This is a genomic window from Mycobacterium colombiense (genome assembly GCF_001665835.1).
GTDB classification, from domain to species: Bacteria; Actinomycetota; Actinomycetes; order Mycobacteriales; family Mycobacteriaceae; genus Mycobacterium; species Mycobacterium colombiense_A.
In genome coordinates this window covers 1-22956 of the sequence record NZ_LZSX01000079.1, presented here as the reverse complement: position 1 = coordinate 22956, position 22956 = coordinate 1, and the positions used below count along the sequence as shown (strand labels likewise).

The window sequence follows — 22956 nt, the reverse complement described above, 5'->3', positions numbered from 1 at the left end:
ACGATGCCGGGCACCTCGCAACACGTCGACTACCTGAAACGCCTCACGGCGGATCTCAGGCGGACCCGGCGGCGTGTCGCGGAACTGGAGGGCCAACTCGCCGAGCCGGTCGCCGTGGTGGGCATGGCGTGTCGCTACGCCGGTGGCGTCGAATCGCCAGAAGACCTGTGGCAACTCGTGATCGAAGGCCGCGACACGGTGTCGGACTTCCCGGCCGACCGGGGCTGGGACGTCGAGGGGTTGTACGACCCCGACCCCGACAGCAAGGGAAAGATGTACACCCGGCAGGGCAGCTTCCTACAGGACGCGGGTGACTTCGACGCCGGATTCTTCGGCATCGGGCCCAGCGAGGCGCTGGCCATGGACCCCCAGCAGCGGATGATGCTGGAGATCTGTTGGGAAGCGTTGGAGCGGGCCGGCATTGACCCCTTCGCACTGCGCGGCTCGGCGACCGGCGTGTTCGCCGGGGTGATCCACGCGGGCTACGGCGGCGAGGTGAAGGGCGAGCTGGAGGGCTACGGGCTCACCGGTTCGACGCTGAGCGTGACCTCGGGACGGGTGTCCTACGTGTTGGGCCTGGAAGGCCCCGCGGTGTCGGTGGATACGGCGTGTTCGTCGTCGCTGGTCTCCATGCATCTGGCCGCGCAGTCGTTGCGGTCCGGGGAATGCGATCTGGCGCTGGCCGGTGGGGTGACCGTGATGGCCACCCCCGCGGCCTTCGTCGAGTTCAGCCGTCAGCGCGCCCTGGCACCCGATGGCCGCTGCAAGGTGTATGCCGGTGCGGCGGACGGGACTTCGTGGTCGGAGGGCGCGGGCGTGCTGGTGCTGGAGCGGTTGGCCGACGCGCGGCGCCTGGGGCATCCCGTCCTGGCGGTGCTGCGCGGCACCGCGGTCAATCAGGACGGCGCGTCGAACGGGTTGACCGCGCCCAACGGGCCGTCGCAGCAGCGGGTGATCCGGGCGGCGCTGGCGAACGCCGGACTGACGGCCGCGGACGTGGATGTGGTTGAGGGCCATGGGACCGGGACGGTGCTCGGGGATCCGATCGAGGCCCAGGCGCTGCTGGCGACCTATGGGCAGGATCGACCCGCGGACCGGCCGCTGTGGTTGGGCTCGATCAAATCCAACATCGGGCATACCTCGGCGGCGGCGGGGGTGGCCGGGGTGATCAAGATGGTGCAGGCGATCCGGCACGGGGTGATGCCCAAGACGCTGCACGTGGATATCCCGTCGCCGCACGTGGATTGGTCGGCTGGCGCGGTGTCGCTGTTGTCCGAGCCGCAGCCGTGGCCGGATCACGGCGGGATACGGCGGGCGGGCGTCTCGTCGTTCGGGATCAGCGGCACCAACGCGCACGTGATCGTCGAGCAGGCCCCCGCGCCGCTCGACAGCGGAGCCGAACCGGTTGCGGGGCCGTCGAATCAGGTGATCCCGTGGGTGATTTCGGCCCGGTCGCCCGAGGCGTTGGCCGGCCAGGCCCAACGGCTGCTGGATCGGTTGAGCGCCGACGCGGGTGTGCGGGCGGTGGACGTGGGGTGGTCGCTGGCGACCACCCGGGCGGCCTTCGAGCACCGCGCGGTGCTGCTGGGCGCCGACCGTGCGGCCCTGACGGCGGGGTTGGCGGGGCTGGCGTCCGGGCGACCCGACCCCGGCGCGCTGGTCGGCCGGACCCGGTCGGCGGGCAAGCGGGTGTTCGTCTTCCCCGGCCAGGGCTCGCAGTCCCTCGGGATGGGTGCCGAGCTGTACGATCGTTTTCCCGTGTTTGTGCAGGCCTTCGACGAGGCGGTCGCGGCGGTGGACGCTCACGCGCGGCTGCCGCTGCGCGAGGTGATGTGGGGCTCGGACCCGGAGTTGTTGCAGAGCACCGAGTTCGCCCAGCCGGCACTGTTCGTCGTAGAGATCGCGGTGGCCGCGCTGTGGCAATCCTTCGGTGTGACACCGGATGTGGTGATCGGCCATTCGGTGGGCGAGATCGCCGCCGCGTGCGTGGCCGGGGCGCTGTCACTGCCCGATGCGGCGCGGCTGGTGGCGGCGCGCGGCCGGCTGATGGCCGGGCTGCCCGCCGGCGGGATGATGGTCGCGGTGAGCGCAACCGAGGCCGAGGTGGCCGGATTGCTGAACGGCGCCGTGAGCATCGCGGCGGTCAACGGCCCGCAATCGCTGGTGCTCTCCGGTGAGCAGGCCGCGGTGGGGGCGGTCGCGGACCGGCTGGCGGCCGGCGGCGCGAGGGTGCACCGGCTGGCGGTCTCGCACGCGTTTCACTCGCCGTTGATGGAGCCGATGATGGGGGAGTTCGCGGCGGTGGCCGCCGACGTGTCGGCGAGTCAGCCGCGGATCGCCCTGGTATCCAACCTGACCGGGCAACTGGCCGGCCCCGACTATGGGTCGGTCGGGTACTGGGTCGACCATGTGCGCAAGCCGGTGCGATTCGTCGACGGTGTGCAGCTGGCCGAATCGTTGGGTGCCGGGGTGTTCCTGGAGGTGGGCCCGGGCGCGGCGTTGACATCCGCGGTGGAGCAATCCCTGACGACCGACCGGGCGACCTCGGTGGTGACCATGGCCAAGGGCCGCCCCGAAGTGGACTCGCTGCTATGGGCGGCGGGGCAGTTGTTCATGGCCGGTGCCGACGTGCGGTGGGCCTCGGCGTTCGCCGACCCCACCGCGCACCGTGTCGAGCTGCCCACGTATGCCTTTGTGCGGCGCCGGTTCTGGCTGTCCAGCGATTCGGTGGGTTCGGCCAACATCGCCAGCCTGGGTCTGGCCGAGGCCGAGCACGCGCTGCTGGGCGCGGTGGTGGACCGGCCGGATTCCGGTGGTGTGGTGTTGACGGGCCGGCTTTCGCTCGCCGCACAACCATGGCTGGCCGACCACGCGGTGGCCGGCACGGTGCTGTTTCCGGGAGCCGGGTTCGTCGAGTTGGCGTTGCGGGCCGGCGACGAGGTCGGCTGCTCGGTGATCGAGGAGTTGACGCTGTCGGCGCCGCTGGTGGTGCCGGCGGCCGGGGTGGTGCACCTCCAGGTCGTGGTGACCGCGCCCGGCGACGCGGGAACATGCGCGGTCGCAGTGTATTCGCGTGCCGCACAATCGGATTGGGTGTTGCACGCCGAGGGCGTGTTGAGCGACGCTGCGCCCGCACCGGCCGCCGACCTGTCCATGTGGCCGCCGCCGGGTGCGGACGCGGTGGACGTGACCGGCGCGTACGACGGCCTGGCTGGCCGCGGCTACGGGTACGGGCCGGCCTTTCGGGGGTTACGCGCCGTATGGCGAAGGGGGACCGAGACTTTCGCCGAGGTGGAGCTTCCGCAACAGGCCGGCGTGTCGACCGGCGGCTTCGGCATTCATCCGGTGGTCCTGGACGCGGCGCTGCATGCGCTGGGCGTGGCCGACGAGCGGATCGAGACCGTCTTGCCGTTCTCGTGGCAAGGAGTGAGCCTGAACGCGGCCGGCGCGTCCCGGCTCCGGGTCAGGCTGGCGCCGGTCGCCGCCGGCGCCGTGTCGGTCGAGCTGGCCGACTCTTCCGGGCTGCCGGTCTTGTCGGTGCGCGAGCTGGTGACGCGGGCCGTGTCGGCCGATCAGCTGACCGCGGCCGTGGCGGCCCGTTCCGGCAGCGGTGAGCTCCTCGACGTGGTGTGGTCACCGGTCTCGCTGCCCGGCAACGACGTTGGCGCGGACGTCACCGTCTGGGAGTCAATCCCCGCGGCCCCGGGCGCGGTCACCTCGGTCTACCGGGCCACGCACGAGGCCCTGGGTGTGCTGCAATCCCGGCTGACGGGTGAGGCGGCCGGGGTCCTGGTGGTGGCGACCCGCGGGGCGGTGGGGCTGGCGGGCGAGGACGTCGCGGACCTGGCCGGCGCCGCGGTGTGGGGGCTGACGCGTTCGGCGCAGGCCGAGCACCCCGGCCGCGTGGTGCTGGTCGATACCGACGGAACGCTCGACGTCGCAACGGTGATCGGTTGTGGCGAGCCGCAATTGGTGGTGCGCGACGGTGTGGCCTACAGCCCCCGGCTGAAGCCGGCCGACCAGCGACCCCTGCTGCGGCTGCCCGACCCGCCGTCGGTGTGGCGGCTGGCCGCGGGCGATGCCGGGACGCTCGAGGAGCTGGCGGTGCAGGAGTACCCGCCGGCCGCACTGGAGGCCGGTCAGGTGCGGGTGACCGTCGCCGCCGCCGGGGTGAACTTCCGCGACGTGCTGGTGGCGCTGGGCATGTACCCGGGCGCCGCGCAGCTGGGCGCCGAGGGCGCGGGAATCGTCACCGAACTCGGCGCCGGCGTGCCGGATTTGGCCGTCGGGGACTCGGTCATGGGGATCTTCGGGCTCGCCGGCTCCGAGGCCGTGGTCGATCGCCGGTTGGTGACCCGGGCGCCGCGGGGGTGGTCGATGGCGCAGGCCGCGGCCGTGCCGGTGGTGTTTTTGACGGCCTATTACGGGCTGTCGGTGCTGGCTGGCCTGCGCGCCGGGCAGCGCGTGCTGGTGCACGCCGCCACCGGCGGCGTCGGCATGGCCGCGGTACAGCTGGCCCGGCATTGGGGCGCGGAGGTGTTCGCGACCGCCAGCCGCGGCAAGTGGGACACCCTGCGCGCCATGGGATTCGACGATGCCCACATCGCCGATTCCCGCACCCTGGAGTTCGAGCAGAAGTTCGCCGGCGGCATGGACGTGGTGCTCAACTCCCTGGCCGGGGAGTTCAACGACGCGTCGCTGCGGCTGCTGCGGCCCGGCGGCCGCTTCATCGAAATGGGCAAGACCGATCTGCGTGACCCGGATGCCGTCGCGGCGGCACATCCCGGAGTGACGTATCGCGCGTTCGATCTCATGGAGGCCGGCCCCGACCGCATCGCCGAGATGTTGGCCGAATTGATGGAGCTTTTCGGCGGCGGAGTCCTGACGCCGTTGCCGGTCAAGGCATTCGACGCGCGCAGCGCCGCCGACGCCTACCGGTTTGTCAGCCAGGCCCGCCACATCGGCAAGGTCGTGCTCACCATGCCGGACGGGCCCGCTGGGCTGGCCGGCGGCACCGCGCTGATCACCGGCGGCACCGGCATGGCGGGTTCGGCGGTGGCGCGGCATCTCGTCGAGCGGCACCGGGTGCCGCACGTGTTGCTGGTCAGCCGCAGCGGTGAACGCGCCGACGGCATCGGCGCGCTGGCCGCCGAATTGCGCGAAAAGGGCGCATCGGTATCCGTGGCGGCCTGCGACGTCGGCGACCGGGATGCCGTCGCGGCGCTGCTGGCACAGGTGCCCGCGCAGTACCCGTTGCGCTCGGTGTTCCACGCGGCGGGCGTGCTCGACGACGCGGTGATCGCGTCCCTGACGCCCGCGCGCATCGACACGGTGTTGCGGGCCAAGGTCGACGGGGCCTGGAATCTGCACGAGCTGACCAAAGACTCGAATCTGTACGCGTTCGTGGCGTTTTCGTCGATGGCGGGCATCGTGGGTGCGCCGGGCCAGGGGAACTACGCGGCGGCCAACAGCTTCCTGGACGCGCTGGCGGCGCACCGCCGCGCTCACGGGCTGCCGGGACTCTCGGTGGCCTGGGGGATGTGGGAAGAGGCCTCGACGATGACCCGGCACCTCGGCGAGCGTGACAAGGCCAGGATGAGCCGGGCCGGGCTGAGCGCGTTGTCCACTCGGCAGGCGCTGGAGCTGCTGGAGGCCGCGTTGCTGACCGAACACCCGATGGTGGTGGGCACCCGGCTGGACCGGGCAGCGCTGGCGCACCACAGCGACACGCTGCCGCCGCTGCTGAGCCAGTTGGCCACCCGCCCGGCCCGCCGGGTCCTTGAGCACACCGACATGGTGTCCCTGACGGGGCTGCGGGCGCGACTGGAGGGCATGACCGCAGAGCAGCGGCACACCGAATTGGTGGAATTGGTCTGCAGCAACGCGGCCACCGTACTGGGCCACAGCTCCGCGGACGTGAACGCCGACGACGCGTTCCAAGATCTCGGGTTCGATTCGCTGACCGCCGTCGAACTGCGCAACCGGCTGAAAATCGCTACCGGGCTTACTCTTTCGCCCACGTTGATCTTCGACCAGACCACGCCGGGCGCGCTAGCAGAACACCTCGGCATCCAGCTGGCCGGCAGCGCCCCCGGCGCGACGGCCACGACCGCCACGCCGCCCGATCGCGTGGCCCGCTTCAACGACATCGCCCGGGAACTGCTGGCGCTGCTCAACCAGCCCGATCTGAGCCCCGGCGACAAGGCGCAGCTCATCACCCGGCTGGAAGGCCTGTTGACCACGGCGACCGGCCCGCCGCCGGCACCGCTGCTGGAACACCCCGAGGACGCGTTCGACGACGACATCTCCACCGCCACCGAGAGCCAGCTGTTCGCGATTCTCGACGACGAAGTCGGCCCCTGACCTTGCCCTCGACAGACGTAGCGATCATCGGGCTGGCCTGCAGGTTCCCGGCCGCCCCAGGACCCGGCGCGTTCTGGCGCCTGATCCGCGACGGGCGTGAGGCCACCCGGTTCACCGGGGACGCGGGCGAATTCGATGCCGACTTCTTCAACCTGTCGCCGCGAGAGGCGAGCGCGATGGATCCGCGGCAACGGCTGGCCCTCGAGCTCACCTGGGAGTTACTCGAAGACGCCTTCCTGGTGCCGGAAACGCTGCGGGGAGAACCGGTTTCGGTCTTTCTCGGGGCGATGACGGATGACTACGCCGCACTGACGCTGCGCGACGTCGCCGACAACCTGGATCACCACACCTTCACCGGGATCAGCCGGGCGATGATCGCCAACCGCATCTCGTACGCCTTCGGGTTGCGGGGGCCCAGCATGACCGTCGATTCCGGCCAGTCGTCTTCTCTGGTGGCGGTGCACCTCGGCCGCGAAAGCGTGGCCACCGGCCAGTCCGCACTGGCCATCGCGGGCGGGGTCCACCTCAACCTGGCCGACGAAATCGGGATGCTGGAACGGGAATTCGGCGCGGTGTCGGTGTCGGGTCACACGTATGCGTTCGATCGGCGCGCCGACGGCTACGTGCGCGGTGAAGGCGGCGGACTGGTGCTGCTGAAGCCGTTGGCGTCGGCGCTGGCCGACGGTGACCGCATCCGCGCGGTCATTCGCGGCGGCGCCGTCGGCAACGCCGGGCACAGCGCGACCGCCCAGACCGTGCCGTCGGCGCGCGGTGAAGCGGAGGTGATCCGGCGCGCGCTCGCTGACGCCGGCCTGCGGGGCGGCGACATCGACTACATCGAGGCGCACGGCACCGGGACCAAGGTCGGCGACGCGATCGAAGCCCAGGCCCTGGGGGAGATTTTCGCCGGGCGCGCCGACGATCCGGTGCGGGTGGGATCGGTCAAGACCAACATCGGCCACGCCGGCAGCGCTGCGGGGATCGCGGGCCTGCTCAAGGCCGTGCTGGCGATCGGACAGGCCGCGATCCCGCCCAGCCTCAACTACGCCGACCCCGAAACCGAGCTCAATCACCTTGGGCTGCAGGTCAACACCACGCTGACACCGTGGCCGCCGGTGGATCGCCCCCGCCGGGCCGGGGTGTCCTCGTTCGGCATGGGCGGCACCAACGCGCACCTGATCGTCGAGCAGTTCGAACAGCCCCCCGCCCAGCCGGAGACACGGCCGGCGGACTCGCCCGCGGGTGCGGACGAGGTACTGCCGTGGGTGCTGTCGGGCCGCTCCGAACAGGCGCTGGCCAACCAGGCGCGACGGTTGTCGGCCTATCTGGCCGACCGGGCCGATGTGAGCCCCCTCGACATCGCCTGGTCGTTAATCAGCACCCGGACCGTCTTCGAGCACCGCGCGGTGGTGGTGGGCGGCGATCCTGCGGCGCTGGCAACGGGTTTGGCGGCGCTCGCGGCGGGGGAGTCCCGGCCGGGGTTGGCGGTGGGCCGGGCGACGTCGTTGGGCAAGACGGCCTTTGTGTTCCCGGGTCAAGGGTCGCAGTGGCTGGGCATGGGGCGGCAACTGTATGAGCGGTTCGACGTGTTCGCCCGCGCCTTCGACGAGGCCGCCACGGCCGTCGACGCTCATCTGCGGGCGCCGCTACGCGAGGTGCTGTGGGGCGCCGACCCGGAGATGTTGCGTAACACCGAGTTTGCCCAGCCGGCGCTGTTCGTGATCGGCATCGCGCTGACGGCGTTGTGGCAGTTCCTCGGTGTCACACCGGATGTGGTGATGGGGCACTCGGTCGGCGAGATCACCGCGGCGTGCGTGGCCGGGGTGCTGACGCTCGCGGATGCGTCGCTCATGGTGGCGGCGCGGGGACGGTTGATGGCCGGGTTGCCGGCCGGCGGGGTGATGGTGGCGGTCGGCGCCGCTGAGGCCGAGGTGGCCGGGCTGCTGAACGACGGGGTGAGCATCGCGGCGGTCAACGGCCCCGACGCGGTGGTGCTTTCGGGCGAACAGACGCCGGTGGACACGCTGGCGGACCGGCTGGCCCGGGAAGGCCGGCGCGTGCACCGGCTGGCGGTGTCGCATGCGTTTCATTCGCCGTTGATGCAGCCGATGGTGGCGGAATTTTCCGCGGCCGTGGCCGGCATCGAGGCGGGGGAGCCGCGAATCGCGTTGGTGTCCAACGTGACCGGGCAGCTGGCGGGCGCGGGCTACGGCTCGCCGCAGTACTGGGCGGAGCACGTCGGCCGGCCGGTCCGGTTCTTCGAGGGTGTGCGCACCGCCGAGGCGGCCGGCGCCGGGGTCTTCGTGGAACTGGGTCCGGGTGCGGCCTTGACGGCGGCGGTCGACCAATCGCTGAGCGCCGAGCGGGCGGTCTCGGTGGCCAGCATGGCCAAGGATCGGCCCGAGACGGAATCGCTGCTGGGCGCGGCCGGCCAATTGTTCACCCGCGGCCTCGACCCGAATTGGGCGGGCGTGTTCGCCGGGCTGAACGCGCGACGTGTCGAGTTGCCGACGTATGGCTTTGCGCGGCAGAGGTTTTGGCTGGGCGCCGAAGGCGCCGGCGCGACGGGGGCTCCGCCCGCGACGGCTTCTCGAACGCCCGACCTGGCGCACCGGCTGCTCGGACTGGCGCCCGACGACCAGCACCGGGTGCTGGTCGAGCTGGTCTGCGAACACGCGGCGGCGGTGTCCGGCCATTCGGGCGGCCACGCCATCGACCGCGACCGCGCTTTCGGCGACCGCGGCTTCGACTCGATGATCGGGGTGGAACTGCGCAACCGTCTCACCAGCCATACCGGCCTGGCTCTGTCGCGAACGCTGATCTTCGATTACCCGACGCCGGCCGCGCTGGCCGATCATCTTCGCCGGCAACTACTCCATTACGAGCCGGCCGAATCGGACGAGGAAAAGATTTGGTCGGCACTGCGCAAGATTCCGGTGCGCGAGCTTCGGAGAACGGGCTTGCTCGAAAAGCTTTTATTGCTTGCCGGCACCCCGGAAACGCCCGTCGCCGAAGCAAATGCCGGTGCCGACGACATCGACGCGTTGAGCCCCGATGCGCTGATCGCGATGGCGCTCAGCTCGGCGGATGAGGAAGACACCGAATGATGAATTCCCCGGTGGCGGATATGATTACGCGGAGGCGGAGCACAATTAATAAGACATGTGTCGAATATGTCAAACTTTTGCGCCACCAAACGGGACCGCATAAACTTCCGGCATCAAGGGGAGCGTCGTTTACGCCGGTTGGCAGTCAAGAAGGTAGAACATGAGCGTCATCGCGGGTGTTTTCGGCGCGTTGCCGCCACATCGATATAGCCAAAGCGAAATCACCGACCAGCTCGTCGAGTTCCCGACGTTGAAGGAGCACGAAGGGGTCGTCCGGCGGCTGCATGCCGCCGCCAAGGTCAACAGCCGCCACCTCGTGCTGCCCCTCGAGCGCTACCACGACCTCACCGACTTCAGCGCGACCAACGAGATCTTCATCGACAAGGCCCTGGAGCTGGGCTGCGAGGCGTTGCTGGGCGCGCTCGACGAGGCCGGGCTGCAACCCCAAGACATCGACATGATCGCCACCACGACCGTCACCGGCATCGCGGTGCCGTCCCTCGACGCCCGGCTCGTGGGCCTCCTCGGTCTGCGCCCGGACGTGCGCCGGATCCCGATGTTCGGGCTGGGCTGCGCGGCCGGTGCCGGCGGCGTCGGACGGCTGCACGATTATCTGCGGGGTGCGCCCGACGGCGTTGCCGCCCTGGTGTCGGTCGAGCTGTGTTCGCTCACCTTCCCGACGGTCAGGCCGACCGTGTCGGGACTGGTCGGCACGGCGATGTTCGGCGACGGCGCCGCGGCCGTGGTCGCCGTCGGCGACCGTCGCGCCGAGCAGCTGAATTCCGCCGGGCCCGACATCCTGGATTCCCGCAGCCGGCAGTACCCCGAATCGCTGCATATCATGGGCTGGAACATCGGCTCGGACGGCATGCAGCTGTCCATGTCCCCGGAACTGCCGAAGGTCATCGACCGCTACCTCGCCGATGACGTGAACAGTTTCCTCGCCGCACACCAGCTGACCAAGGACGAGATCGGCGCCTGGATCACGCACCCCGGCGGCCCCAAGGTCATCGACGCGATCGCCGCCAGCCTCGACCTGCCGCCGGAGGCGCAGGAACTGACCTGGCGCTCGCTCGAGGAAGTCGCCAACCTGTCGTCGGCGTCGGTGCTGCACATCCTGCGCGACACCATCGCCAAACCGCCCCCCAGCGGCAGCCCCGGCGTGATGCTCGCGATGGGTCCCGGCTTCGGCTCCGAACTGGTGTTGCTGCGCTGGCACTGAGCGCCTGAGCGCATCGCGCGAAACCCCGTGCGCGCCAGTTTCATTCGAGCAGCTCGCTGAGCTCCAGCCAGCGACTCTCCGTGGCGGCCACCTCGTCCTCGAGCGCACGCAACTCCTGGGTGAGCCGGGTGATGCCGACATGGTCGGACTGGTCGTGCGCGGCGAGTTCGTTGTGCTTGTCCTCGATCCGGTCCGCCAGCCGCGCCAGCTGACGATCGACGGAGGCCACCTCTTTTTCCGCGGCGCGGCGTTGCGCGCCGGACATCCCCGAAGGACCGGCCGGCGTGGGCTCGGGTGCGGCCGCGCCGGTCCGCTGTTCGGCCAGCCGCAGATACTCGTCGACACCGCCGGGCAGATGCCGCAACCGGCCGTCGAGCACCGCGTACTGCTGATCGGTGACCCGCTCCAACAGGTAGCGGTCATGCGAGACGACGATCAGCGTGCCCGCCCACGAGTCCAGCAGGTCCTCCATCGCGGCCAGGGTGTCGGTGTCGACGTCGTTGGTCGGCTCGTCGAGCAGCAACACGTTGGGCTCGGACAGCAGCGTGAGCATCAGCTGCAGCCGCCGCCGCTCACCGCCGGAGAGATCCTCGACGCGGGCGGACAGGTGGCCGCGGCCGAACCCGAGCCGCTCCAGCAGCTGCGCCGGGGTGACCTCGCGGCCGTCGACCTGATAGCCGCCCTGCAGCCCGCCCAGCACATCGGCGATCCGGTCGCCGCCGACCGCGGCCAGGGCGTCGCCCTGCTGGTCGAGCACCGCCAGCCGCACGGTCTTGCCGCGCTTGACCCGTCCCGCGTCCGGGGTGATGGTGCCGTCGATCAGCCCCAGCAGCGTCGACTTGCCGGCGCCGTTGGCCCCGACGATGCCGGTGCGCTCGCCGGGGGCGATCCGCCACTCGATGTCGCGCAGCACCGGGCGGCCGTCGAACGAGACCGAGACGTCGAGGAGATCGACCACGTCCTTACCCAGCCGCGCGGTGGCCAGCTTGGCCAGCTCGACGGTGTTGCGCAGCGGCGGCACGTCGGCGATCAGCTGGTTGGCCGCCTCGATCCGGAACTTGGGCTTGGACGTCCGCGCCGGTGCCCCGCGGCGCAGCCACGCCAGCTCCTTGCGCATCAGGTTCTGCCGCTTGGCCTCGGCGACGGCGGCCATCCGGTCCCGTTCGACGCGCTGCAGCACGTAGGCCGCGTAGCCGCCGTCGAACGGTTCGACGATCCCGTCGTGCACCTCCCACGTCGCGGTGGCGACCTCGTCGAGAAACCAGCGGTCGTGGGTCACCAGCAGCAGCCCGCCGGTGTCGCGCGCCCAACGCCCCCGCAGATGGCTTGCCAGCCAGGTGATGCCCTCGATGTCCAGATGGTTGGTGGGCTCGTCGAGTGCGATGACGTCCCACTCGCCGATCAGCAACCTGGCCAGCTGTACCCGGCGGCGCTGGCCGCCGGACAGCGTGGCAACCGTTGCCTCCCAGGCGATGTCGGAGACCAGCCCGGCGACCACCTCGCGGACCCGCGCGTCACGGGCCCACTCGTGTTCGGCCGCCTCGCCGACGAGTGTGTGGCCCACGCTGTGGTCCGGGGCCAGGGTGTCGGCCTGGCTCAGCGCGCCGACCCGCAGCCCGCTGCGCTGGGTGACCCGGCCGGAATCGGGCTCCTGTTGGCCGGTCAGCAGCCGCAGCAGGCTGGATTTGCCGTCGCCGTTTCGCCCGACGATGCCGATGCGCGCGCCGTCGTTGACCCCGAGCGTGACCGATTCGAAGACCACCTGAGTCGGATATTCGAGGTGTACCGCCTCAGCTCCAAGTAGGTGTGCCACTGGGCCGACCCTAGCGGTGCGCCCCTAGCCCAGGGTCAGCAGAGCCTGGTCAACCTGGCTTTGGGTTTCCGACGACGCCTTGCTGGCCACGGCATCCAGGAAGCGGCCGGCGACGTCGCGCAGCTTGAGGTTCGTCTCCTGGGAACGCCACACCAGAATGTCGAACGCACGCTCGGCCGAGATGCCGTAGGCGATCATCAGCACGCCCTTGGCCTGCTCGATGCGCGCCCGGGCCTCGGCCACCGCCGAGAGCACGTTGGTGATATCGGAGTGCAGTGAGTCGGTGACGTCCACGTAGAACCCCGACGTGCCGGCCAACGCACCGCTGCTGTCGAGCATGCGATCGCCGGCGACGACGACGCACCGGGTGCGCCCGGCGGCGTCGATGATGCGGTGCCGGCTGCTGAACGGCTTCCCCTTCGTCACGCGGTCCAGCACGGCGGCCACCCGCTCCCGGTCTTCGGGATGCTTGTGTCGCAGCAGCAGTTCCGTGCTGGGCTCGACCTGTCCCGGCTTGTAGCCGTGCATGCACGCCACCGCGTCCGACCATTCCCAGCGATGGCCGTCGAGGTAGAACCAGAACCGGCCGACGCGCTGTGGCTCACCGAGACCCAGCACCAGGTCGACCGCGTTCAGATCGCCTCCCTCGACGACGTCAGACACCAGCGCGTCGCGGCGTTCAACAGTTTCGTCGTTGGAGTTCACCGTCATCTCGCGTTTCCCCAATCCCCTTTGTGAAAACCTTGGCGTATCGATTCCCGCTTTTGCGCGCGTTCATACCTCGGCTTACGGCGCGTGTGAGCAGTGCCTGTCGTCAGGCCGTCCGGTAGCGCTCGGCGTCTTGGTGTTTGACCTCCAGGCCGAGCCCCGGCCGATGTTGATCGGGTCGCAATGCGCCGCCGTCGGGCGGCAGCGCGCCGTCGAAGAGCATGTGTTCGATGCGGTGGTGGTCGTGGAAATACTCCAGATGCCGCAGGTTCGGGATGGTGGTGGCGACGTGGGCGTGCAGGTTGGGAGCGCAGTGCCCCGAGACGTCCAGGTTGTAGGAGGCGGCGACGGCCGCGGCGCGCACCCAGTCGGTGATGCCCCCGCAGCGAGTGACGTCGATCTGCAGGCAGTCGACCGCGTCGGCGGCGAGCATGCGGTTGAAGTACGCCAGGTCGTAGCCGTACTCCCCGGCGGTGACGTCCGGGGTCACCTGGTCGCGTACCTCCCGCAGCCCGTCCAGATCGTCGGAGGACACGGGTTCTTCGAACCACGTGACACCGTGGTCGGCCATCGCGTGGGCCACCCGGATCGCCTGTTTGCGGTCGTAGCCGCCGTTGGCGTCGACGTATAGTTCGACGTCTGGTCCGATCACCTTGCGCGCCAGGGCAATCCGATCCAGATCGCGGCTCACGTCGGAGCCCCACGACTCGCCGATTTTGATCTTCACCCGTGGGATCTTCCACTCGTGGACCCAGCGTTCGAGTTGGGCGCGCGTGGTGCGCTCGTCGTAGGTGGTGAAGCCGCCGCTGCCGTAGATCGGCACTTCCGGGTGCGCCATGCCGAGCAGCCGGCATACCGGCAGCTCCAGCAGCTTGCCCTTGAGATCCCATAGCGCGGTGTCGACCGCAGAGATCGCGCAGGAGGCCAGCCCGGGCCGCCCGTTGTTGCGCATCACCGCGACCATCGACGCCCACCGCGCCGGGATGTCCACGGCACTGTGGCCGGTGAGCGCGCCGGCGAGCTTGCCGTCGATCAGCTTGGCGCACGCCCCGTCGGCGTAGGTGTAGCCGATTCCGCGGCGGCCGCCGGCGGCAACCTCGGCCAGCACCAGCGTGGTCGACGTCCAGGACAGGGTGCCGTCGGCTTCCGGTGCGTCGGTGGGGATTTCGTAGACCTGCGCGGTGACTTCCTCGATCCGCGCGCTGGGCGTCATCGTGCCCACCGGCGGCCCGCCCGGGCCGCGAGCCAGGCGCCCACGCCGGCGGCACTCAGCGCGCCGGTGCCGCTGACGATCCGGTGTTGGGACGCCCACAGTTGCGGGCTGCGGGTGTGCGACTGGTCGTCGAACTGGCCGCGCGGGCCGTGGTCGGTGCCCGGCTCCTGGTCCAGCGGCTGCCAGAGGTTGTTGGGCCGGTCGCGGCTGACGTGTTCCTTGGTCTGCTGGGAGTCGTATCCGGTGCGGCCCAGATAGCGGTCCAGCAGCGGCGCGACGAACTTCTGGCCCAGCAGGGTCACCATGGTGGAATCGCCGACCCAGAATTGTTTTCGCCCTGGATGATCGGCGGCGTACAGGACGCCGCGGGCGGCGACCTCGGGCTGGTAGATCGGCGGCACCGGCTGGGGATGGCGGGGCAGCCGGGACAGCACCCAGGAGAATTGCGGCGTGTTGACGGCGGGCATCTGCACGACGGTGATCCGCACCTTCGAGCCCTCGTGAAACAGCTCGCAGCGCACCGATTCGGTGAACCCGTTGACGGCGTGCTTGGCGCCGCAATAGGCCGACTGCAGTGGGATGGATCGCTGGCTGAGCGCCGAACCCACCTGCACGATGGTGCCGCGGTTGCGGGGGCGCATCTTGGCCAGCGCCGCCATGGTGCCGTGCACATACCCGAGGTAGGACACCTCGGTCACGCGTTTGAACTCCTCGGCGCTGATCTCGGTGAAGGGCGCGAACACCGACGTGAACGCGACGTTGACCCAGACGTCGATCGGGCCGAAGGCGGCCTCGGCCTCGTCGGCGGCGGCGACGACGGCCGAGTGGTCGGCCACGTCGGTAGGGATGGCGAGCGCCTTGCCGCCGCCGGCCTCGACATCACGCGCGGCCCCGTCGAGTCCCGCGGCGCCGCGGGCGAGCAGGACGACGTTGGCGCCGCGCCGGCCGAACTGCTGGGCGGTGGCGCGGCCGATGCCCGCGCTGGCTCCGGTGATCACCACGGTCTGTGTCATCGCAGAACTGCCTCTCGCTCGGTCCGGTAGTCAGTCATGGTGGGTGTCGTCGTCGGTGAGGATGGCCGTGCATTCGAGCATCAGCGCGTGCGCGAACGCCTGGGGCAGGTTGCCGCGGAGCTGACGCTGCCGCACGTCATACTCCTCACAGAACAGCCCCGGCGGGCCGCACGCGGCGCGGTTGCGTTCGAACCAGCGCATCGCGCAATGGCCATGGCCCAGTTGGTCTTCGGCCAGCGCCATCATGAACCCGCAGAGCAGGAAGGCGCCCTCGGCGTCACCGAGGTCGCGCTCGTCGTGCCGGAAGCGGTAGACGAACCCGTCGTCGGTGAGTTCCCGGCGAACGGCGTCCAGGGTGGCCCGGGTGCGCGGGTCGTCGGCGGGCACGGCGCCGCGCACGGGCGGCAGCAGCAGCGAAGCGTCGACCCCGGTCAGCCGCGGGCTGCGCTGCCAATAGCCGTGCGGGTGCAGGCTGCTCGACGCCGTGTCCGCCAGGATCGCATCGGCCAGCGAAGTGCACGCGGCCACCTCCGGACCCGCGCCGGCCAGCTTGGCGATGGCCCGCAAGCCGGCCACACAGGCCAGGCGGGACTGCGACCAGTGCTCGTCGTCGACCTCCCAGACCCCGGCATCCGGTTCGCGCCAACGCTTTTCGATGGCCCTGATGGCCGCCTGCGCGGCGCGCCAACCGTCGGCGTCGAGCCGGTCCGCGGTGCCCGCCTTGGCCAGCAGCTGCAGCGCCTCGCCGAACACGTCGAGCTGGAATTGCTGGTTGACCCAGTTGCCGATCTTGTCGGTGCCGCCGGGATAGCCGGGCAGGTCGAGCGCTTCTTCGGCGGGCACCGCGTCGCCGGTGACGGTGTAGGCGGGTTTGAGGTTCGGGCCGTCCTCGAGCAGCCGGGCGCCGACGAATTCGACGGCGCGGTCCAGTAATTCGGTCGTGCCCACCGCGGCGGCCGCCATGCCGGCGTACACCTGGTCTCTGATCCAGGCATAGCGGTAGTCGTAGTTCTGATTGGTGTGCGAGCGCTCGGGCAGGCTCATCGTCGCGGCGGCCACCATGCCGCCGCCGCTGCTGGTCAGGCCGCGCAGCACCGCGTAGGAGTGGCTTCCGTCGCGGGGGGCGATGGTGCAGTTCAGCCGGGGCACGCTGCGCTGCCAGGCGGCCTCGGTGGCGTCCCAGGCCAGGTCGGGGTCGGGGGGTTGGTCGGGCAGCGCCCGTTCGGACAGCTCCAGCACCAGGTCGTGTTGCCGGCCCTCCTCGAGGGTGATCTCACAGCTGAGCAGCTCGCTGTTGTCGTGCGCGGCTTTGCGGGTGCGTACGTCGCAGCCGGCCAGCCAGCGCCAGCGTAACCGGCCCGACCGGCCGCTCCACACGCCGCCGTCCGAGGTCGGCTGGCCGAGGCCGTGCCGGCCGAACGCCGCGCCGGGGGCCAGCAGCACGCGTACGCGCGCCGTCCCGCGGCACACCGTGAGCCGCCGCAGCAGCACCACCCGGTCCCGGTCGCCCGGAAAGGCCAGCGCCTCACGGCATTCCACGGTGCTGTCGCGGGTGATCCAGCGGTTGCGCCAGATCAGGCTGCCCGGTTCGTAATAACCGCCCCACACGTGCCGGACGTCGATCGGGGTGATCGCGTAAACACCGCCGCCGCCAATGAGATTGGAGAAGACGGCGTCGGAGTCCCAGTGCGGCGCGCACATCCACGCGATGTCGCCCTGCGGCCCGACCAGCGCGCCGCGCTCGCCGTCGGCGAGCAGCGCGTACTCGCGCAGCACCCGCGGCGCGAAGATCGTCTCGACGTCGATCGTCTGGTCAGCCACGGGCTCCCGCCTCCGACCTCCGTCCGGCGGTGGTGTCGATCTTTCCGCCGGCCAGCCGTTCCGCGAGGCGCGAGGCCAGCGCCATGATGGTCAGCGCGGGGTTCGCCGAGCCCTGTGTCGGGCACACCGAGCCGTCGGCGAGAAACAGGTTCGGCACGCCCCACACGCGTTGGTCGGAGTCGACGACGGAATTCTGCGGCCCGGTGCCCATCCGGGCGCCGCCGATCAGGTGGGCGAACCGCTCGATGGTGAGCACGTCCTGGGCGTCGGCGGCGTGCAGGATGTCGCCGATCACCTTGGTGGAGTAGGCCATGTTGGCCTTGTCGTTGTCGCAGAGCGTGTAGTCGAACCGGGCCACCGGGATGCCGTACGGATCCTTCTCGTCGGCCAGCGTCACCCGATTTTGCGGCAGCGGCAAAAGCTCGTTGAGCACCCCGACGGTCGCCCAGTGGTTGTAGTCGCGCATGTACTCGCGCAGGGCGCGGCCCCAATGTCCTTCGGCCAGCACGTGTTCGGCCCATCCGATCGGCATCGGCGACACGGTCTGGATGGCGAAGCCGCGGGCGAATCCGCGCGAGAGGTCGGTCTCGTAGTACTGTTCGGAGGTCACCTCCGGGGGCGGCGCCTTGTACATCCGGACCTCCTCGGACCAGCGGCCCGCGGACTGGGTGGCGCCCTGCACCATCACGTAGCGCCCGACCTGATCCTCGTTGTTGCCCAACCCGTTCGGGAAGCGATCGCTGGTCGAATTCAACAGCAGGCGAGGTGTTTCGATCGAATACCCCGCCACGGCAACCACTTTGGCGCGTTGCAGCCGCTCTTTGCCGCCGATCTCGTCGTAGTAGACCACGCCCCTGGCCGCGCCGCTCTCGTCGAGCTCGACGCGCGAGGCCATGCAGTTGGCGCGGATCTCCACGGCGTGGGCCAGCGCGTCGGGGAGGTGCGTGACGTACGGGCTGGCCTTGGCGTTGACCTTGCAACCCTGCAGGCAGTAGCCGCGGTAGATGCAGTGCGGGCGGTTGCCGAAGGTGCCGTTGACGATGCCGACCGGCCCCACCCGCATCTCGATGCCGAGCTTGAGCGCGCCCCGCCAGATCTTGGCGGCCGCGCCCGAAATGGGGTGTGGTGCAAAGGGATACCGATGCGGATCGCCCCAGGGCCAGTTCTGGCCGGCCACCGGCAGCTCGAGCTCGACCTGCTCGTAATGGCGGCGGATGTCCTCGTAGCGAATGGGCCAGTCCGCCCCGACCCCATCCCGGGTGTAGGTCTCGAAGTCGCTGGGGTGAAACCGCGGGGTGTAGCCGGCGTAATGCACCATGGAGCCGCCTACCCCGCGCCCGGAGTTGTTCTTGCCCAGCTCGATTGGGTCGTCACCGCCGAGGATGCGTTTCTGGGTCCAGTACAACGCATGCGAGCCGGCCTCGTCGGACACCCAATCCTCGTCGGGATGCCAGAACGGGCCGGCCTCGAGGATCACGACCCGCCAGCCCTGGCGGGCCAGCCGCTGCGCCAGCACCGAACCGCCGGCCCCGGCGCCAACTACCACCAGATCGACCTCGTCGTCGTCGGCGTAGCGGCGCATGGTCTTCTCGCCGGGCAGGTCGCGCGTGTGGACGTCGAGCAGGAATCGCGAATCGTTGTCCTTGGGTTCGACCGCTCCCTTGAACAGGCCCCGCAAGAAGTCGCCCATCACAACTCCCCGTTGTTCACGATTTGCACCGGATCCTCGTCTGTGGCGCCGCGGGTCTCGTACGGTTCGCGCGCGGCGGCCGGGCCGGTGGCACCACCGAGGCGCATGAAACCGCGCGGGTAGGCCGGGCCGCCGAACCCGATCTCGTTCCACGCCCATGGGTGGGAGTAGAAGCCGGACAAGGTCGCTCGCATGCACACCGACCACGCTCGCTTGACGTTCAGGCTCTCCCACGCTCCGCCCTGCAGTTCGGCCCGCGAGAACTTGTCGACGATCGCCTCGCGGGTGGCGATATCGGCGTCGGCGAATGAGGGTGCGCCGTAGTGGGTCGACGCCGTCTCGTCGAGCCCGCGCAGCACCAGCCGCCAGGTGTCGCGGTCGTCGGGCATATCGGCGTACTGGTAGCCGTCGAGGCGCCCGTCGGCGAGCTTGGAGTCGACCGACTCGGCCACCGGAACCCGCGGGTCGACGTCCTGCGCCAGCACCGTGTCGCAGAACGCGCGCAGGCACGGCTCCTCTTCGGGTGTGAAAAACCGTAAGGGGCCGGGCGGTTCGAGCCGGGCCAGCACCACCTTCCGGGTGGCCTCGTCCCACTTGTCGGCGGTTTCCAGCACGTCGTAATCGGGATAGCGCCCGATCATCTGCGGCGTGACACCGCGGCGTTGCTTGGGCAGCCAGGACGGGTGCGGCGGCTTGCCGTCGGGGCGCAGGTTGGGCAGGTGGTCGGGGCGTGAGGTGTTGGCCATCTCAGAAATCCCAGCCCCCTATCCGCGGAACCGTTCGCGGCGCAGGATCGACGCCAGCAACCCCATCCCGCCGACCATGCACATCAATCCCGGCGCCGCGATCGGCGGCCCCATCGGCACGTTGTACGACGCGTTCTTCCACCCGCCCGGCTTGCGCGCGACCCCTCGGGCGTGCAGGTATTCGCCCATCAGTCCGTTGGCCGTGTAGATGCCCGCGGTGATGGGCAGCCAGAGTTTGGCCCAGCGCTTCGAGAACACCCCACCGATTCCGGCGACGACCACCGGCGGGGTCACCACGATGGGGCTCCACATCCATTTGTTGCCGAAGCTGGCTTTGTAGTGCTCGAAGTAGATTTCGGCCGTCGTGACCAGAGCCGCGACGGCGGTCAGCCCGGACAGCGAGCGTTCGAATCGGCCGTGCGCGACGTCGTACAGCGCTCGCCCGGCCAGATGTTGGACCTCGCCGAGTCCGTCGCTGCCGGCGGTGCGGCCTTTCAACCGTCCGCCGTTGCCCAGCAACAACATGTGCATCCCTTTCTCGCTCGCGCTCGTGCCGGGCCGGGATGATTACCGGCCCGGTGTGGCGTGGTTGATGAACTGGTTCGCCGCCGTGAGCGCACGGAAGACACCGAGTGTCCGAAGGAATGCGCCGCGGATGTCTGGGGATTGCGCGCCGACCGGATCCGCCGACGTCATGCCCATAAGCCACCTCGCCTTCGCGTTGGAAGGAACACGGTCTGGCAGGCTTCGGACCCGACACTGTCGCTGCAGTAACGGTCGCCAAAGCCCGCCCAGAAAACTGGAAGCGCCCAGCTGTGTCTTTCAACCGAGAAGGCCCCGACTACGCGTCGCGACCGAAGCGCAACGGCTGTGTACCCGGCGTTCTGCTGCGCAAACGGCGCCGCTGCCGGTTCTCAGCGTGCTTTCAGGAGCGGTGTTGGCGAGCCGGTTTGAGGCGAGCCGGAGTGGTCAATCCTGCGGCGAGGACGGGGGTCGTGCTGATGGTGCAGTCGGTGAGCGACGGCGAGCTGGAATCCAGCGAGCAACTGCAGGCCGTGGCGCAAGCGGTGATCGCCGGGCAGCGGGCAGAGCAGGCGCGCCAAGCTGCCGAGGCGGCAAGGCGACTCGCAGCAAACAGCGTGCAGGCGGCAGCCGAAAGTTTGGCGTTATCGGCAGATAGTCAGGATCGAACCGCGCAGGCCTTCGAAGACGCGGCTGACCGCGGTGGACGTCGAGGCGCGTTTTTGCGGGCCCACGCGGCTGAGCACCGCAGGTTCGCGGAGGAGGACCGACGGATGGCGCAGCAGTTGCGACAAAACTGCCGGAACTGGCTCGCCATGCAGGCTCGCCTTGATCGCTGGATGTCGGCTGAATCTTGAGCGGTGAAGCAGCGGATCACGTTGCGTGGGAGGGTATTTCGCGTAATCGCTTGAGCACTAGTCGTCCCACCTGCATCGAAATCGTCGGCGAGAGGCGCTCCAGGTACCACAGCGCCTTCCACCACGCCGGCACGATGATGATCGCTTTGTCACGCAGCACGGCACGAAGCACCCGGGCGGCGAATTTGTCGGGTGCCATCGGCCGCGTCGGTTCCCAGGATTTGAGGATGTCCTCGTCGCTGGCGCCGGTATTGGTCATCCGGCCGTACGTGCCGCCGGTGAGGATGGGGGTCCGGATCGCGCCGGGACACAGCACCGACACCTTCACGTTGTGGCGTTCGGCCTCCAGCCGCAACGCCTTCGACAGCGCGACGACGGCGTGCTTGGAGGCGGTGTAGCTGGCGGTGCCGGGACCGGCGAGCAGGCCCGCCATCGACGCCGTGTTCACGATGTGGCCGGAGCGCTGCCGGATCATGATCGGATACACCGCCTGGATGCCGTGCACCACGCCGTGCAGGTTCACCGCCAATACGTCGTTCCAGTCGTCGAGGCTGTACGAATCGACCTCGCCGCCGACGCCGATGCCGGCGTTGTTGAACAGGTAGTCGATGCGGCCGGATGTCTGCACCGCCTCGGCGACCGCGCCCTCGAACGCGGGGTAGTCGCGGACATCGAGTTCGATCGCGTGGGCCTTCGTACCGCCGTTGCTGAGGCGTTGCGCCAGTTCCTGCGCAGCGGCCAGTTGGCGATCGGCGAGCCAGACCTCCGCGCCGCCCTCGACCAACCTGGTGGCCAGCGCGGCGCCGATGCCCGAAGCACCGCCGGTGATGAATGCGACCTTGCCCGACAGGCTCGACGTCATGAGGGAAGGATAGGCCCCGTCTGCGCAGCTAGGGCCGTTCTTCAGCCGCGCTGGCAGTCAATGTCGGAGCCTGGTGGCATAATCGAACGTATGTTCGAGTGGTGGTATGCCTCCCGTCCGACGCCCGACTCGGCCGTGCTGCTGGATCGGGTGCGCGAGGCGGGGCGCGCGGAGGCGCGCGCGGCCGCTGAGCGGCTGGTGGCCGCCGGTGAGTTGTTGGTGTTGCGTTGTCGGGAGTCGGGGGAGCGGGCGGACTGGTCGGCGGATGCGTGGGATGCGGTGGCCGCGCAGTTGGGTGCGGCGTTGGGGTGCAGCGTCGCGATGGGGCACAGCTATCTGCGCTATGCGATGGCGATGCGCGACCGACTGCCGCAGGTCGGCAAGGCCTTTCGGGCCGGCCTCATCGATTACCGGTCGTTTCAGACGATCGTGTTTCGCACCGACTTGATCACCGATGCCGCGGTGCTGGCCCGGGTGGATGCCCGGTTGGCGGTGTTGCTGTCGCGGCGCCCGTCGCTGACCCGGGGTGGGCTGGCCGCCGCGGTGGACCGGGTGGTGGCGTCGGTGGATGCCGATGCGGTGCGCCGGGCCAAGGACGCACTGCGTGATCGCTATGTGGATGTGCTGGCCAATGAGTCGGGGATGGCGTATCTGAGCGGAAGCGTCGTGGGCGCCGACGGCCAGGCGTTGGATCGGCGGCTTGATGCGTTGGCCGCCACGGTGTGTGAGGCCGATCCGCGCACCGTCACACAGCGGCGCGCGGATGCGTTGGGGGCGTTGGCCGCCGGGGGCGAGCGGTTGGTGTGCGGCTGCGGGCGGGCTGACTGCGTTGCGGCGGCACCGAGCGCGGTCAGGGGCAATGTGGTGATTCATGTGATCGCGGAGCAGGCCAGTGTCGAGGGCCGCGGGTCCACGCCGGCCGTGTCGCCCGGGGTGGAAGGGCTCATCCCGGCCGAGGTGGTCGCGCAGCTGGCCGCCGCGGCGCGGCTGGTGCCGCTGATCGCACCGACCGGCGCCGA

At 70.0% G+C, this 22956-nt stretch carries 14 protein-coding genes; 5 read left to right on the top strand and 9 right to left on the bottom strand.

What is annotated here, in order from left to right:
* The first annotated feature begins 3 nt into the window (after positions 1-3).
* The 3 genes from A5760_RS18520 to A5760_RS18510 all read left to right on the top strand — a co-directional run bounded on the left by A5760_RS18520 (position 4) and on the right by A5760_RS18510 (position 10692).
* A complete protein-coding gene (locus A5760_RS18520) occupies positions 4-6363 on the top strand; it encodes an SDR family NAD(P)-dependent oxidoreductase (protein ID WP_419538258.1) in 6360 nt (2119 codons plus the stop codon).
* A gap of 2 nt (positions 6364-6365) precedes the next feature.
* Entirely contained in the window at positions 6366-9470 is a 3105-nt protein-coding gene (locus tag A5760_RS18515; protein WP_064883386.1) for a type I polyketide synthase, read from the top strand.
* A gap of 160 nt (positions 9471-9630) precedes the next feature.
* Positions 9631-10692, top strand: a complete 1062-nt coding sequence (locus A5760_RS18510) for a type III polyketide synthase (RefSeq protein ID WP_064883384.1) — start codon at positions 9631-9633, stop codon at positions 10690-10692.
* Between the two features lie 40 nt (positions 10693-10732).
* Here the strand turns inward: A5760_RS18510 and A5760_RS18505 are convergent, their stop codons facing one another.
* From A5760_RS18505 to A5760_RS18470, 8 genes are all read right to left on the bottom strand, one after another.
* On the bottom strand, positions 10733-12505 hold the full coding sequence (locus A5760_RS18505; protein WP_064883382.1) for an ABC-F family ATP-binding cassette domain-containing protein: 1773 nt from the start codon (positions 12503-12505) through the stop codon (positions 10733-10735).
* Positions 12506-12529: 24 nt separating this feature from the next.
* Entirely contained in the window at positions 12530-13216 is a 687-nt protein-coding gene (locus tag A5760_RS18500) for a PAS and ANTAR domain-containing protein (protein ID WP_064883597.1), read from the bottom strand.
* A gap of 103 nt (positions 13217-13319) precedes the next feature.
* A complete protein-coding gene (locus A5760_RS18495; RefSeq protein ID WP_419538257.1) occupies positions 13320-14435 on the bottom strand; it encodes an enolase C-terminal domain-like protein in 1116 nt (371 codons plus the stop codon).
* Complete coding sequence (locus A5760_RS18490) at positions 14423-15439, bottom strand: SDR family oxidoreductase (protein ID WP_064883380.1); 1017 nt, start codon at positions 15437-15439, stop codon at positions 14423-14425. The genes A5760_RS18495 and A5760_RS18490 overlap by 13 nt, the downstream gene beginning before the upstream one ends.
* A gap of 30 nt (positions 15440-15469) precedes the next feature.
* Positions 15470-17260, bottom strand: coding sequence for a glycoside hydrolase family 15 protein (locus A5760_RS18485; RefSeq protein WP_064883378.1), 1791 nt, complete (start codon positions 17258-17260; stop codon positions 15470-15472).
* Entirely contained in the window at positions 17253-18950 is a 1698-nt protein-coding gene (locus tag A5760_RS18480) for a GMC family oxidoreductase (RefSeq protein WP_064883376.1), read from the bottom strand. Before A5760_RS18480 ends, A5760_RS18485 begins: the two co-directional genes overlap by 8 nt.
* Positions 18950-19696, bottom strand: a complete 747-nt coding sequence (locus A5760_RS18475; RefSeq protein ID WP_064883374.1) for a gluconate 2-dehydrogenase subunit 3 family protein — start codon at positions 19694-19696, stop codon at positions 18950-18952. Before A5760_RS18475 ends, A5760_RS18480 begins: the two co-directional genes overlap by 1 nt.
* A gap of 18 nt (positions 19697-19714) precedes the next feature.
* Entirely contained in the window at positions 19715-20221 is a 507-nt protein-coding gene (locus A5760_RS18470) for a hypothetical protein (protein WP_064883594.1), read from the bottom strand.
* A 470-nt stretch (positions 20222-20691) separates the two neighbouring features.
* Here A5760_RS18470 and A5760_RS18465 point away from each other — a divergent pair, with 470 nt between their 5' ends.
* Complete coding sequence (locus A5760_RS18465; RefSeq protein WP_155764371.1) at positions 20692-21075, top strand: hypothetical protein; 384 nt, start codon at positions 20692-20694, stop codon at positions 21073-21075.
* 16 nt (positions 21076-21091) lie between these two features.
* Here A5760_RS18465 and A5760_RS18460 read toward each other — a convergent pair whose 3' ends face one another.
* A complete protein-coding gene (locus A5760_RS18460; protein WP_064883370.1) occupies positions 21092-21937 on the bottom strand; it encodes an SDR family NAD(P)-dependent oxidoreductase in 846 nt (281 codons plus the stop codon).
* Between the two features lie 90 nt (positions 21938-22027).
* On the opposite strand from A5760_RS18460, the gene A5760_RS18455 reads away from it, so the two are divergent.
* Positions 22028-22956, top strand: a 929-nt coding sequence (locus A5760_RS18455) for a 13E12 repeat family protein (RefSeq protein ID WP_196772130.1), incomplete at its 3' end; no start/stop codon positions are given.

What these genes read in the sequence shown, in the direction of transcription:
- A5760_RS18520 (WP_419538258.1), top strand. Translation starts at nt 4, where the DNA reads ATGCCGGGCACCTCGCAACACGTCGACTACCTGAAACGCCTCACGGCG.
- A5760_RS18510 (WP_064883384.1), top strand. Translation starts at nt 9,631, where the DNA reads ATGAGCGTCATCGCGGGTGTTTTCGGCGCGTTGCCGCCACATCGATAT.
- A5760_RS18500 (WP_064883597.1), bottom strand. Translation starts at nt 13,216, where the DNA reads ATGACGGTGAACTCCAACGACGAAACTGTTGAACGCCGCGACGCGCTG.
- A5760_RS18490 (WP_064883380.1), bottom strand. Translation starts at nt 15,439, where the DNA reads ATGACACAGACCGTGGTGATCACCGGAGCCAGCGCGGGCATCGGCCGC.
- A5760_RS18480 (WP_064883376.1), bottom strand. Translation starts at nt 18,950, where the DNA reads ATGGGCGACTTCTTGCGGGGCCTGTTCAAGGGAGCGGTCGAACCCAAG.
- A5760_RS18475 (WP_064883374.1), bottom strand. Translation starts at nt 19,696, where the DNA reads ATGGCCAACACCTCACGCCCCGACCACCTGCCCAACCTGCGCCCCGAC.
- A5760_RS18470 (WP_064883594.1), bottom strand. Translation starts at nt 20,221, where the DNA reads ATGTTGTTGCTGGGCAACGGCGGACGGTTGAAAGGCCGCACCGCCGGC.
- A5760_RS18460 (WP_064883370.1), bottom strand. Translation starts at nt 21,937, where the DNA reads ATGACGTCGAGCCTGTCGGGCAAGGTCGCATTCATCACCGGCGGTGCT.